Source organism: Microbacterium sp. zg.Y909 (assembly GCF_024626565.1).
This window is the reverse complement of the sequence record NZ_JANJFJ010000148.1, coordinates 1-10,246: the sequence shown is the minus strand read 5'-3', so window position 1 is coordinate 10,246 and position 10,246 is coordinate 1. Positions and strand designations below refer to the sequence as shown.

Annotated in this window: 14 protein-coding genes; 8 read left to right on the top strand and 6 right to left on the bottom strand. The window is 70.3% G+C overall.

The window, feature by feature from the left end:
- Positions 1 to 365 precede the first annotated feature (365 nt).
- The gene (upp, locus tag NQ160_RS11985) at positions 366 to 998 is read right to left on the bottom strand and encodes a uracil phosphoribosyltransferase (protein WP_257515462.1); all 633 of its coding nucleotides are present in this window, start codon (positions 996 to 998) and stop codon (positions 366 to 368) included.
- Between the two features lie 184 nt (positions 999 to 1,182).
- Here upp and tadA point away from each other — a divergent pair, with 184 nt between their 5' ends.
- Complete coding sequence (gene tadA / locus NQ160_RS11980; RefSeq protein WP_257515463.1) at positions 1,183 to 1,620, top strand: tRNA adenosine(34) deaminase TadA; 438 nt, start codon at positions 1,183 to 1,185, stop codon at positions 1,618 to 1,620.
- Between the two features lie 72 nt (positions 1,621 to 1,692).
- On the opposite strand, the gene NQ160_RS11975 is transcribed toward tadA, so the two are convergent.
- Complete coding sequence (locus NQ160_RS11975; protein WP_257515461.1) at positions 1,693 to 2,808, bottom strand: alpha/beta fold hydrolase; 1,116 nt, start codon at positions 2,806 to 2,808, stop codon at positions 1,693 to 1,695.
- Positions 2,809 to 2,955: 147 nt separating this feature from the next.
- Here NQ160_RS11975 and proC point away from each other — a divergent pair, with 147 nt between their 5' ends.
- Positions 2,956 to 3,789, top strand: a complete 834-nt coding sequence (proC, locus tag NQ160_RS11970; protein WP_257515460.1) for a pyrroline-5-carboxylate reductase — start codon at positions 2,956 to 2,958, stop codon at positions 3,787 to 3,789.
- An 18-nt stretch (positions 3,790 to 3,807) separates the two neighbouring features.
- On the opposite strand, the gene NQ160_RS11965 is transcribed toward proC, so the two are convergent.
- Complete coding sequence (locus NQ160_RS11965) at positions 3,808 to 4,479, bottom strand: potassium channel family protein (RefSeq protein WP_257493807.1); 672 nt, start codon at positions 4,477 to 4,479, stop codon at positions 3,808 to 3,810.
- Positions 4,472 to 5,914: a TrkH family potassium uptake protein gene (locus tag NQ160_RS11960; protein WP_257515459.1), complete on the bottom strand. Its 1,443-nt coding sequence runs from the start codon at positions 5,912 to 5,914 to the stop codon at positions 4,472 to 4,474. The genes NQ160_RS11965 and NQ160_RS11960 overlap by 8 nt, the downstream gene beginning before the upstream one ends.
- Positions 5,915 to 5,981: 67 nt before the next feature.
- Here NQ160_RS11960 and NQ160_RS11955 point away from each other — a divergent pair, with 67 nt between their 5' ends.
- From NQ160_RS11955 to NQ160_RS11930, 6 genes are all read left to right on the top strand, one after another.
- Positions 5,982 to 6,383: an ArsR/SmtB family transcription factor gene (locus NQ160_RS11955; protein ID WP_257515458.1), complete on the top strand. Its 402-nt coding sequence runs from the start codon at positions 5,982 to 5,984 to the stop codon at positions 6,381 to 6,383.
- Positions 6,384 to 6,517: 134 nt separating this feature from the next.
- Entirely contained in the window at positions 6,518 to 6,709 is a 192-nt protein-coding gene (locus NQ160_RS11950; protein WP_257515457.1) for a helix-turn-helix domain-containing protein, read from the top strand.
- Positions 6,710 to 6,792: 83 nt separating this feature from the next.
- Positions 6,793 to 6,891, top strand: coding sequence for a 30S ribosomal protein bS22 (locus tag NQ160_RS11945; protein ID WP_003792170.1), 99 nt, complete (start codon positions 6,793 to 6,795; stop codon positions 6,889 to 6,891).
- Between the two features lie 70 nt (positions 6,892 to 6,961).
- Positions 6,962 to 7,255, top strand: coding sequence for a rhodanese-like domain-containing protein (locus tag NQ160_RS11940; protein ID WP_257515456.1), 294 nt, complete (start codon positions 6,962 to 6,964; stop codon positions 7,253 to 7,255).
- Position 7,256: 1 nt separating this feature from the next.
- Positions 7,257 to 7,514, top strand: a complete 258-nt coding sequence (locus NQ160_RS11935) for a glutaredoxin family protein (RefSeq protein ID WP_257515455.1) — start codon at positions 7,257 to 7,259, stop codon at positions 7,512 to 7,514.
- Complete coding sequence (locus NQ160_RS11930; RefSeq protein WP_257514403.1) at positions 7,511 to 7,810, top strand: Dabb family protein; 300 nt, start codon at positions 7,511 to 7,513, stop codon at positions 7,808 to 7,810. The genes NQ160_RS11935 and NQ160_RS11930 overlap by 4 nt, the downstream gene beginning before the upstream one ends.
- 6 nt (positions 7,811 to 7,816) lie before the next feature.
- On the opposite strand, the gene NQ160_RS11925 is transcribed toward NQ160_RS11930, so the two are convergent.
- Both NQ160_RS11925 and NQ160_RS11920 read right to left on the bottom strand, forming a co-directional pair.
- Positions 7,817 to 8,617 (bottom strand): tyrosine-protein phosphatase, encoded by an 801-nt coding sequence (locus NQ160_RS11925; RefSeq protein ID WP_257515454.1) that lies wholly within the window; start codon positions 8,615 to 8,617, stop codon positions 7,817 to 7,819.
- A 74-nt stretch (positions 8,618 to 8,691) separates the two neighbouring features.
- The gene (locus tag NQ160_RS11920; RefSeq protein ID WP_257515453.1) at positions 8,692 to 10,128 is read right to left on the bottom strand and encodes a DHA2 family efflux MFS transporter permease subunit; all 1,437 of its coding nucleotides are present in this window, start codon (positions 10,126 to 10,128) and stop codon (positions 8,692 to 8,694) included.
- Positions 10,129 to 10,246 lie beyond the last annotated feature (118 nt).

Here is a 10,246-nt window from a genome sequence, read left to right as displayed (position 1 = left end):
CCCGCCCCGCCGCGCCCGCTCCGGCGCCGCTGTGTGGCCTGGCCGTCGCGCTAACTCCTCAAGAATCGCGTCCCTGCAGTGTTCCGGGCCAGCGGGGCCCGGATCCGGTGCGGGTTTGAGGAGTTACGGCACGCCCACCGCCGCCACCAGCAGAACGCGGTGCTCGCGGATGCCGGCGCCGCTGTGTGGCCGGCTGGTCGTCGCGCGCTAACTCCTCAAGAATCGCGTCCCCGCGGTGTTCTGGGCCAGCAGAGCCCGGATTCGGCGCGGTTTTGAGGAGTTACGGCACGTGCAACCGCCGACCGCCCACCGGGAATTGGCGCACGCCGCGGGCGCGCGAAGAACCGCGCCCCGAAGCGCAGCGGTCAGACGGTGCCGTACAGGCGGTCGCCGGCGTCGCCGAGTCCGGGCACGATGTACCCCTTCTCGTCGAGCCGCTCATCGAGGGCGCCCAGCACCAGCGTCACGTCGCGCTCGCCCACCTGCCGCTGGATCGCGGCGACACCCTCGGGGGCGCCGAGGATGCAGATGGCCGTCACGTCCTGGGCGCCGCGGGCGAAGAGGAAGTCGATCGCCGCGCCCAGCGAGCCGCCGGTGGCGAGCATCGGGTCCAGCACGAAGCACTGCCGATCGCTGAGGTCGTCGGGCAGACGCTCGGCGTAGGTCGCGGGCTGCAGGGTCACCTCGTCGCGCAGCATGCCGAGAAAGCCCACCTCGGCCGTCGGCATGAGCTTGACCATACCCTCGAGCATGCCGAGGCCGGCTCGCAGGATCGGCACGACGAGCGGGCGCGGCTCGCTGAGCTTCACGCCGGTCGTCTCGATGACAGGCGTGCGGATGGAGACGGGCTCGACGTGCACGTTGCGGGTCGCCTCGTAGGCGAGCAGGGTGACGAGTTCTTCCACCAACTGCCGGAACATCGGCGACGGTGTGCGCTCATCCCGCAGCACCGTGAGCTTGTGAGTGATGAGGGGGTGGTTGGCCACATGGACGCGCATGGGACCAGCCTACGCGGTGGGCCGATCCGCTGCGGGCGCCACATCACGGGCCTCGGCCATGGTGATTCGTCGGTCAGCAATGTGAGCCGGTCATCGGTGACGCGGAGCGGCCGCGCGTCTGCGCGGCCCGGGCAATAGCCTGTTGCGTGTGAACCTGCCTGCGCGAGCCACCGACCTGGGGGCGATGGATCGCGCCCTCGCTCTGGCCGCCGAGGCCGCCGAGGCCGGTGACATCCCGGTCGGGGCGGTGGTGACCGATGCCGCCGGCACCATCATCGGCGAGGGACGCAACCTGCGTGAGGCCACGCACGACCCGTTCGCACATGCCGAGGTCGTCGCACTGCGGGCCGCGGCGGCGTCGCTCGGCGCGTGGAACCTGTCGCGCTGCACGCTGGTGGTGACACTGGAGCCGTGTGTGATGTGCGCGGGCGCGATCATCCAGTCGCACCTGGACCGGCTGGTGTTCGGCGCATGGGACGACAAGGCGGGGGCGGCCGGGTCGATGTACGACGTCGTCCGCGACCGGCGGCTGCCGCACCGGGCGGAGGTGGTGGCCGGCGTGCGTGAGCACGAGGCATCCGCCTTGTTGCGCGCCTTTTTCAGCGAGCGTCGCGAGCCTTGACCCAGCGCTGATCCCGGCCGCGCCGAACACTCACTCCGCCCCGCGAATAGTCACTCGGCGCAGCGGGGAGGGTCAGTCCGACGACGCGATGACGATCGCCTCGGTGGGCGGGGCGGGGTCGGCGGGCCGGCCGATGTATCCGATCGCGGCCAGCAGCGCCTGACGGAACTCCGCCGGCCGCTCCAGGTGAGGACTGTGCCCCACGCCTTCCAGGGCGACCTCGACGACCTCGCCTCCCGCGGAGGCGTACGCGCCGAGCACGTCGCGGGTCTGGGTCACCATCTCCTGCGGCGGGGCGACGTCGGCGCCCGGCCAGCCCGGAACGACGCCCAGCTGCCCGAGGTTGTTGTAGTCCGCGAACGAGGCATCCGACACGATCGCGTCGGCGGTGCCGTGCACCCACAGGATCGGCGGCTTGCGGTCGAGGTCGATGATGCCGGAGACGTCGAAGTATCGCGGGGCCAGGGCGTTGAGCACGCCCGTCGTTCCGGGAGCGAAGCCCGGCCAGTTGTCGCTGTGCGCGCTGTCGCCCGGGTAGTTCCCCGACGCGGTGGAGGTCGTCAGCATCGACTCGACCCAGAGATCCTCGTGCGTGGTGCGGTAGCCGGGGGCGACGTACGACGCCCGGAAGACGTTGCGCGGCGAGGTCGATGCCTCGTCGCTGCTGTCGCGGTCGTTCAGACGCTGCACGAAGTCGGGGTTGGCGGCGCCCGCGCCGCACCCCGCGTCGTCGTCGGTCAGTCGGCTGCCGTCTCGGCGCGTGCCGCCGAAGCCGTAGGGCGAGATCGGCGCCTCCAGCGTCAGCGAGAGCGCGCGGTGGTCGAGCGCGTACTGCATGACCACCCCGGCGCCGAGCGACCAGCCGACCAGGTGGGTCGGTCCGAGCCCCAGGGCTTCGAGCGTGGCGTGCAGGTCGTCGCTGAAGTCCCGCACACCCCGGGTCGCGTCGACGGGCGCGTGGTCGGTGCCGCCGAAGCCGCGCAGGTCCACGGCGATGGGCCGCAGCTCGCGCGGGAGGTCCTGCATGATCTCCTGCCAGAACAGACTGGATGCCACGTCGCCGTGCACGAACACGATGGTGCGGTCGGCCGGTGTGTCGGGGCTGTCGCCGGTGCGTTCGAGAATGTTGACGGACAGCCTCGGCGTCTCGATGAGCCGCGCCGAGATGCCGTCGAGGAGGGTCTGCATGGGTGCGTCCTGCGTCCTTCGTCTGCTCGGTGGCAGCGGCCTGCGGGGCCGCGCCCGTCTTCGTCACTATAGCCGTGCGGCACCTCCGCGCCGACGGGGGGAGGGCCGTCTCAAACCACGCCGCGGCCGGTCTGGAAAGATGGGGTGATGACCACTGCGCTGCCTCCGATCGCGATCCTCGGTGCCGGTTCCATGGGTGGCGCCGTGCTGCACGGTCTCGTGCGCTCGGGGCTCGCCCCCGACGTACGGGTGACCAACCGCACGGCAGCCAAAGCCGCTGCCCTCGATGGTCTCCCCGGCGTGACGAGCGTGGCCCTCGAGCAGGCGCCGCACGGCAACGCCGAGGCCGCGGCATCCGCCGACATCGTGCTCATCGGCGTCAAGCCCGCGATGGTCCCCGACCTGCTGCGCGAGGTCGCCCCGCACCTGCGGCCCGGCACCATCGTGGTGAGCCTCGCGGCCGGGGTGACCCTTGCGACCTTCGAGTCGATCCTGGGGGAGGGGATGCCGGTGCTGCGCTCCATGCCCAACACCCCGGCTCTCGTCGGCAAAGCCGTCACCGGGCTCGCCGCCGGCACGAGCGCCGGCCCCGCCGAGGTCGAGGTGGTGCGCCGGCTCTTCGAGACCGTCGGCGTCGTCATCGAAGTGCCCGAGGAGCAGATCGACCCGCTTTCGACGATCTCAGGCTCGGGGCCCGCGTACGTCTTCCTGCTGATCGAAGAGCTCACCCGGGCGGCCCAGGGCAAGGGCTTCGACGAGGCGTCTGCGCGGCTCATGGCCGAGCAGACCTTCATCGGCGCCACATCCCTGCTCGAGGCGTCCGGCGAGGACCCGGCGGAGCTGCGGCGGCAGGTCACCAGTCCGAAGGGAACGACGGAGCGCGCGGTGGCCGTGCTGCAGGGCGCGGGGCTGGCCGCGCTCTTCGCCGAGGCGACCGATGCCGCCCTGGCCCGCGCCCGGGAGCTCGCCGCCGGCTCCTAGCCGTCGACGCAGGCCCGCTCAGCGGGCGAGGGCGGCGAAGCGCTCGATGTCGGAGTTCGTCCCCGAGACGATGATGAGGTCGTGGTTCGTGACGACCGTGTTGGCCTCGGCGTAGCGGAACGGCTTTCCGGGACTCTTCACCCCGACCACGGTCACGCGGTACTTCGTCCGCACGCCCGACTCGTTCAGGCCCACGCCCCGGATGAACTTCGGCGGGTACATCTTGGCCAGTGCGAAGTCGTCGTCGAAACGGATGAAGTCGAGCATGCGGCCGCTGACGAGGTGGGCCGTGCGCTCGCCGGCCTCGCGCTCGGGATAGACCACGTGGTTCGCGCCGACGCGGGCGAGGATCTTGCCGTGGGACTGCGACACCGCTTTGGCCCAGATCTGCGGGACCTTCAGATCGACGAGGTTCGCGGTGATCAGCACGGATGCCTCGATCGACGAGCCCGTCGCCACGATCGCGACCTGGAAGTCCTGCGCGCCGACCTGCTTCAGCGCGTCGATGTTGCGGGCGTCGGCCTGCACGGTGTGGGTGACCCGCTCGGACCACTTCTGCACGAGCTCGAGGTTCGCGTCGATCGCGAGGACCTCGCGGTCCAGGCGATCGAGCTCTCCCGCGCACGCGGCGCCGAATCGGCCGAGGCCGATGACGAGGACGGGGGCGTCGCCCCGGATCTGCTCAACCAACGATCGGCCTTTCCACGGGCATCGAGTACAGCTGTGAACGCGCCGTCGCGGCGACCGCCGCGGCGAGAGTCACTGTACCAATGCGGCCCATGAACATCGTGGCCGCCAGGACGTACGACGCCGAGTCCGGAAGCTCCGCGGTGAGACCGGTCGACAGTCCCACGGTGGCGAACCCCGAGATGACGTCGAAGAGCACCATCTCGACAGGCGCCTTCGTGATCTGGGTGATGACGATGGTCGACAGCGCGACGATCGTCGCGCCCCAGGCCACGACCGACAGCGCCACCCGCTGCACGTCGCTCGGGATGCGGCGGCCGAACGCCTCGACCTGCTGCCGGCCCTGGGCCTCGGACCACACGGCGAGGGCGAGCACCGCCAGCGTGGTGACCTTGATGCCTCCCGCGGTGGAGGCGGAGCCGCCGCCCACGAACATCAGCATCGAGCCTGCAAGGAGCGATGAGCCGTTGAGCTCACCGATCTCGATCAGCGAAAACCCGCCGGAGCGGGTCATCGCCGAGAGGAAGAGCGACTGGAAGGCCGTGTCCCAGGCATCCATCGACCCGAACGTCTTCGGGTTGAGATACTCCAGGATCACGAACACGACGGCGCCGGCGAAGAAGAGGGCCGTGGTCGTGATGAGCGTGAGCTTGGTGTGCAGCGACCAGCGACGGACGTGCCACGTGTGGCGCCACAGCGTGAAGATGACCGGGAAGCCGATCGACCCGAGGAAGACCCCCACCATCAGCACCGAGAGCAGGAAGTAGTCGTTGGCGAAGGGCGTCAGGCCCTCGGGATTGGGTACGAAGCCGGTGTTGGTGAAGGACATCGCCGCGTAGTAGGGCGCCTCCCACAGCGCGGTGAGCGGATCGATGCCCGCGGCGATCAACGCCGGGTAGAGCAGGATGCTGAGGCCCGCTTCGATGATCAAGGTAGACAGGGCCACGGTGCTCAGCAGCTGGCCCACCTCGCCCAGCCGCACCGTCTGTCCCTCGTTGACCGGCCCGCCGTGGGCCCGCAGCGGGTTCGAGTCACCGGCGGCGATGAGCTTGGCGCGTAGGCCCAGCCGCTTCGAGATCACGAGTCCCAGGATCGATGCCAGCGTCAGCACGCCGAGGGCGCCGACGTTCACTCCGATGTAGGTGATCACGTGGCCCAGTGGCGACCAGTGCGTCGCCATGTCCACCGTGGACAGTCCCGTCACGCAGATGGTGGAGACCGCGGTGAACACCGCGTCGGCGAGCGCGGTGCGCTTTCCGTCCGCCGCTGCGGCGGGCAAGGAGAACAGGGCGGTGAAGATGAGGATGAGGACGGCGAAGATCAGCACGGCGAAGCGTGCCGGCGAGGAGGTGGTGAGGTCGCGAATCTCATCGCGCAGCCACCGAATTCCTGCGAGGGTGCGGAGCCGCGAAGGGCTGCCGACGTCGTGCCGCGCCATGCGGCGCCCTCCTCGCTCTTGGATCCGTGTCATGGTACTCCCCGAGACCCGCGGCTAACCTAGCTTCATGGCGGATATCTTCGACGTGATCGCCGACGGTACCCGTCGCGACATCCTGCAGCTGCTGCTCTCGCGCTCGGCGAACGGGGAGCGGGGCGGAACGAGCGTCTCACGCATCGTGCAGGACCTCGGAGTCAGCCAGCCCACCGTGTCGAAGCACCTCAAGGTGCTGCGCGAGGCTGGGCTCGTGTCTGTGCGCGAAGAGGGACAGCACCGCTACTACAGCCTGTTGACCGCTCCGCTGGACGCCGTCGATGACTGGCTCATGCCCTTTCTGCTCGAAGAGGAGACGGACGAGGCGCCCGTCCTCAACGACTCCGCCGCTCAGGCAGCCGACGCCGTCGGACGTGCGGCGGCCTCTGCCCGGCACGCGTTCGCCAGCGTGTTCAGCAAGATCCCGGGGCGCTGACCCGGCGCGGGCATCGGACCGCTCGACCGTCGCTGCGCCTATCTCGGCAGCATGCACAACCGCACCAGCAGGTTCAGCTGTTTACACGCGTCACAGTGGCCCCCTAGTGTGGCATCCAGCGTGAGGGGGGAACCATGGCTGAACTGCCGGATGTGCGATTCTTGACGGTCGCCGAGGTGGCCGAGCTGATGCGCGTCTCGAAGATGACGGTCTACCGCCTCGTCCACGCCGGGGAGCTGCCGGCTGTGCGGTTCGGCCGCAGCTACCGCGTGCCCGAAAGTGCCGTGCTCGACGCCCTGCAACGGCCCATCGCCGACGTCGGCTAGACTGATCCGAGGCATTTTCAACTTTTGCCCGATCCCGGGTTCGGTACCTCCGCACCCAGACCCCTGACATAGCGAGGTTTTCCGTGGGTTCAGTCATCAAGAAGCGCCGCAAGCGCATGGCGAAGAAGAAGCACCGCAAGCTGCTGCGTAAGACTCGCCACCAGCGCCGCAACAAGAAGTAAGCGGCATCCCGCACAAGCGCCCCCGACCGTTCTGCGCGTCGCAGGGGCGCTTCGTGTTCGAAAGGACGTCATGAAGTCGATAACCGTCCAGCAGCTGCGCGACCGGCAGGAGACGCCGCTGATCGATGTGCGCGAAGAGGGCGAGTTCGCTGCGGGCCACGTGCCCGGCGCGGTGAATCTGCCCATGTCCCAGCTCGGCGGCCTGCTCGACCGTTTGCCGGACGAGCCCTTCGACGTCATCTGCCAGGCCGGCGGCCGTTCGGCGCAGGTGGTTTCCGCGCTCACCCAGCGCGGCTACGACGCCACCAACGTCGAGGGCGGCACCGGCGAGTGGATCGCGGCGGGCCTTCCCGTCGAGCGTTGACGTGACCACCGTCACGCTGCTCACGAAACCGGGATGCCACCTCTGCGACGTCGCCCGCGAGGTCATCGAGACGGTCGTCGCGGAGTTCCCCGAAGGGGATGTCGACGTGCAGGAGCACTCGATCCTCGACGACCCCGCCTTGCACGAGCTGTGGTGGGAGAAGATCCCGGTCGTGCTGGTCGATGACCGTCTGCACGCCCATTGGCGCGTCTCCCCGGAACGGCTGCGCGCCGCGTTGACCGAGGAGGTCCCCAGATGATCCGTCACGTCGTGGCGTTCAAGCTCGCCGACACCGACCCCGCCGTCCGCGCGGTCCAAGCCGCCGAGGCGGCGCGCCGGCTCACCGCGCTCGTGGGCGTCGTGCCGTCGCTGCGGGCGATGAGCGCCGGGGCGAACGCGCTGGATCTACCCGGCAACTGGGAGCTCGTGCTGGTGGCGGACTTCGACGACGCTGCGGGACTCGACGCCTATCAGGTGCACCCCGCGCACGAGGAGGTCGCCGCTTTCATCGGCGGCATCCGCTCCGACCGCGTCGCGGTGGACTTCGAGGTCTGAGCGACTTCAGCCGTGCAGCCGGGCCGTGAGTGCGGCGAGCTCATCGTCGCTGAAGCCGCCTGAGCGCAGGTACGCGGCCGACCCGCCGCGCCCGTCGACCCAGGCCAGTGCGGCGTCGATGGCCGATGCCGGCGCGCCCGCGATCAGCGCCGTCAGCGCAGGCGTCAGCGGGACGCCCATGCTCGTCACCGTGGCGAACATGCGATCCGCCCACGCCCCGGCCAGGTTCTGCTCGGACAGGGTGTAGTCGGCGACGATCGCGTCTCGCTGCACCCCGACGGCGTCGAGGATGAGGGCGATGGCGACGCCGGTGCGGTCCTTGCCCGCCGTGCAGTGCATCAGCACGCCCTGCGCGCGGTCCGTCGGCGCGGCCACCGCGCGTGCGGCCTCCGCGAAGGCAGTGGCACCGTGCTCGAGCATGCTGACGTAGACCTCGTCCAGGGTGGGAAGATGCTCCAGCGCGTCGGCGATCGCCTGCGCGGCGGCATCGGGGTCTCCCGACTGCCGACCCATCTGCATCGCCTGCTGGGCGAGTCCCGTGATGGCGCCCTCCAGCAGCGGCAATTGGACGGTTCGGAACGACCGGCTGGCGGGCAGCCGGTTCGGAGCCATCTGCTGCTCGAACTGCGTGCGGAAGTCGACGAGCACCTCGATGTCGCTGCCGGCGAGCTGCTCGAGGCCGTCTGCCGTGAGGCCGCTCAGCGCATCGGAGCGGAACAGCACGTCCGCCGCAGTGGTGCCGCCGGCGGTCAACGGCATGCCGCCGACGTCGCGGAAGTTGACGGTGCCCTCGAGGGTGTCGATCATCCGCAGAGCCTAGCCCGGCAGAGGGGTACGCGACCGGACCGCCCCCCGGGGGGAGGCGGCCCGGGCGTCGGGTCTCAGCGGTGTGCGTCGGCAGCCGGGCCGCCTGTCGCCACCGACTCCGGGCGGCGGTTGCGGACGAAGACGATCGCGATGACGGCGGCGACGGCCATCCCGACGGCGGCGGCGACGAACGTCGCGCTGTAGCCGTCGACGAGGGCGCTGGTGGCCGGGATGCCGGACCCGTGCGGGCCCACCACGGCGGCGTACACCGCGGTGAAGACCGACAGTCCGATCGAGCCGCCGATCTGCATCGCCGAGTTCGCGGTCGCCGAGGCGACGCCGGCGTCGTGGGCCGGGACTCCGGCGAGGGCGAGGTTCTGCAGCGGCACGAAGATGAACGCCATGCCGAAGCCCATCACGATCAGAGCGGGCAGCACCTCCACGGCATAGGCGCCGCCGGTGATGCGCGAGAGCAGCAGCAGGCTCGCCGCCACCACGAGGGGGCCCGTGATCATGAGCGGGCGCGGCCCGATGCGGCCCAGCACCGTGGTGACGATCGGCGCCGTCAGCATCGTTGCCAGCGGCAGCGGGAGGCTCGCCAGCCCCGCCGCCAGAGCCGACATGCCCAGCACGATCTGCAGGTGGAAGGTCAGGTACAGCGTCGCACCGATCATGACGCTGCCGGCGACCGCCTGGATGAGGAACGCTCCGGCGCGCACGCGGTCGGTGACGACGTGCAGGGGCAGCAGCGGGTTGCGCGCACGCGTCTCGATCCACACGAACAGCGCCAGAAGCACCACACCGGCGGCGAGGAACGCGATGGTCGACACATTGCTCCACCCGAACTCCGCGAGGCTGAAGCCGTAGACGAGCGCCCCGAGGCCCAGGGTCACCGTGACCGCGCCCCACGCGTCGTAGCGGTTGTCGCCTTCGGCCTTGGACTCGCGCAGGAACAGCAGCGCGCCGACGATGCCGATCACGACGAACACCAGGTTCACCAGCAGGCACCACCGCCAGCTGAAGAACTCCGTCAGCACACCGCCCAGAGCCAGCCCCACCGCCGCGCCCGCACCGGCCACGGTGCCGAACACGGCGAAGGCGGTGTTGCGTTCGCGGCCCGACGGGAACGTGACAGTCAGCAGCGCCAGGGCGGCGGGGGCGAGGAGGGCGGCGAAGACGCCCTGCAGCCCGCGCGCGAGGATCAGCTCGGTGCCCGTCTGCGCGAGACCGCCCCAGAGCGACGCGATGCCGAAGCCCACCATGCCCACCATGTAGGTGCGCTTGCGGCCCCAGTAGTCGGCGACGCGGCCGCCGAGCAGCAGCAGCGCTCCGAAGGCGAGGGCGTAGGCGGTGACGACCCACTGGCGCGCGCTGTCGGTGAGGTCGAGTGCCGCCTGGGCCTGGGGGAGCGCGATGTTCACGATCGTGCCGTCGAGGACGACCACGAGCTGTGTGAGCGACAGCACGGCGAGGGCCCACCAGCGGGTGCGCGCGGACACGGGTGAAGACATGGAAAAACCTCCGGAGGTCTGGGTGAGAGATGCCGGAGGTTTCGAGCCTCGGACCGCAGGCGAGAGCCGTGCGACCACCTCGCGCAGGGGGCGAGCGAACCCCCAGTTTACCCTCCGC

What these genes read in the sequence shown, in the direction of transcription:
- tadA (WP_257515463.1), top strand. Translation starts at nt 1,183, where the DNA reads ATGGATCGCGCCCTCGCTCTGGCCGCCGAGGCCGCCGAGGCCGGTGAC.
- proC (WP_257515460.1), top strand. Translation starts at nt 2,956, where the DNA reads ATGACCACTGCGCTGCCTCCGATCGCGATCCTCGGTGCCGGTTCCATG.
- NQ160_RS11950 (WP_257515457.1), top strand. Translation starts at nt 6,518, where the DNA reads ATGGCTGAACTGCCGGATGTGCGATTCTTGACGGTCGCCGAGGTGGCC.
- NQ160_RS11930 (WP_257514403.1), top strand. Translation starts at nt 7,511, where the DNA reads ATGATCCGTCACGTCGTGGCGTTCAAGCTCGCCGACACCGACCCCGCC.
- NQ160_RS11940 (WP_257515456.1), top strand. Translation starts at nt 6,962, where the DNA reads ATGAAGTCGATAACCGTCCAGCAGCTGCGCGACCGGCAGGAGACGCCG.
- NQ160_RS11975 (WP_257515461.1), bottom strand. Translation starts at nt 2,808, where the DNA reads ATGCAGACCCTCCTCGACGGCATCTCGGCGCGGCTCATCGAGACGCCG.
- NQ160_RS11920 (WP_257515453.1), bottom strand. Translation starts at nt 10,128, where the DNA reads ATGTCTTCACCCGTGTCCGCGCGCACCCGCTGGTGGGCCCTCGCCGTG.
- NQ160_RS11925 (WP_257515454.1), bottom strand. Translation starts at nt 8,617, where the DNA reads ATGATCGACACCCTCGAGGGCACCGTCAACTTCCGCGACGTCGGCGGC.
- upp (WP_257515462.1), bottom strand. Translation starts at nt 998, where the DNA reads ATGCGCGTCCATGTGGCCAACCACCCCCTCATCACTCACAAGCTCACG.
- NQ160_RS11960 (WP_257515459.1), bottom strand. Translation starts at nt 5,914, where the DNA reads ATGGCGCGGCACGACGTCGGCAGCCCTTCGCGGCTCCGCACCCTCGCA.
- NQ160_RS11955 (WP_257515458.1), top strand. Translation starts at nt 5,982, where the DNA reads ATGGCGGATATCTTCGACGTGATCGCCGACGGTACCCGTCGCGACATC.